1 protein-coding gene is annotated in these 640 nt (G+C 57.2%); it reads right to left on the bottom strand.

Features of this window, described 5'->3' with window-relative positions:
• Positions 1-640: major capsid protein (locus WH50_RS25940; protein WP_207780512.1), on the bottom strand; the 640-nt coding region annotated here is incomplete at both ends.

The following is a 640-nucleotide window of genomic DNA, read 5'->3' as shown; positions in this document are numbered from 1 at the left end:
CATCAGCGGTGCTGACTGAATCATGGTGAACTCACGCGCCGGATCGCCGGTGGTCACCCAGTTTTTCGGGTAACGGGCAGAGGCGTTAATGCCTTCGCGCTGTGCGTCCGCATCCTGAATGCAGCCATAGGTGCGCAGACCGCGTGCCTGAGTGTTCCCCAGCACCATCGTGTTGTCCGGCAGGAAGTTCTTTTTGACGCCGTTTTCCACGTACTGTCCGGAATACACGACGATGGCCACATCGCCATACATCCCCTTATAGGACACCGCTTTGCCCAGGTCTTTCACCGCTGTCTCCAGCTCGGAATTAGAGCCACGACGGGTATCCAGCTTCTCCTTGACGGCTTTGAAGGAACGGAACAGCGCCCAGCCTTTCGGATCGAACACGATGATATTCACCACACCGCTGGCGTTCAGCGCGTAGGCTTCGATATCGTCGGTCGGGTCATACGTGGACTTGTCACGCTTGCTCCACTCCGTGCCGCCGGACTGCGTGATGTTATTCTCCTCACTGCGGCCCATATCCACCTCAACCGGATCGAAGGCTTCACCGGTCATGGTGTATTTGCCCTTAAGCACGGCAGAAACTGCCTGCATCTCTTCGACCTGAGCAATGGCCAGCTCTTCGTCACGCATGTTC

Source organism: Pokkaliibacter plantistimulans, from assembly GCF_003194385.1.
GTDB lineage: Bacteria > Pseudomonadota > Gammaproteobacteria > Pseudomonadales > Balneatricaceae > Pokkaliibacter > Pokkaliibacter plantistimulans.
Note: the sequence above shows the minus strand (reverse complement) of the source record. Positions and strands in the feature narration are given on the sequence as shown.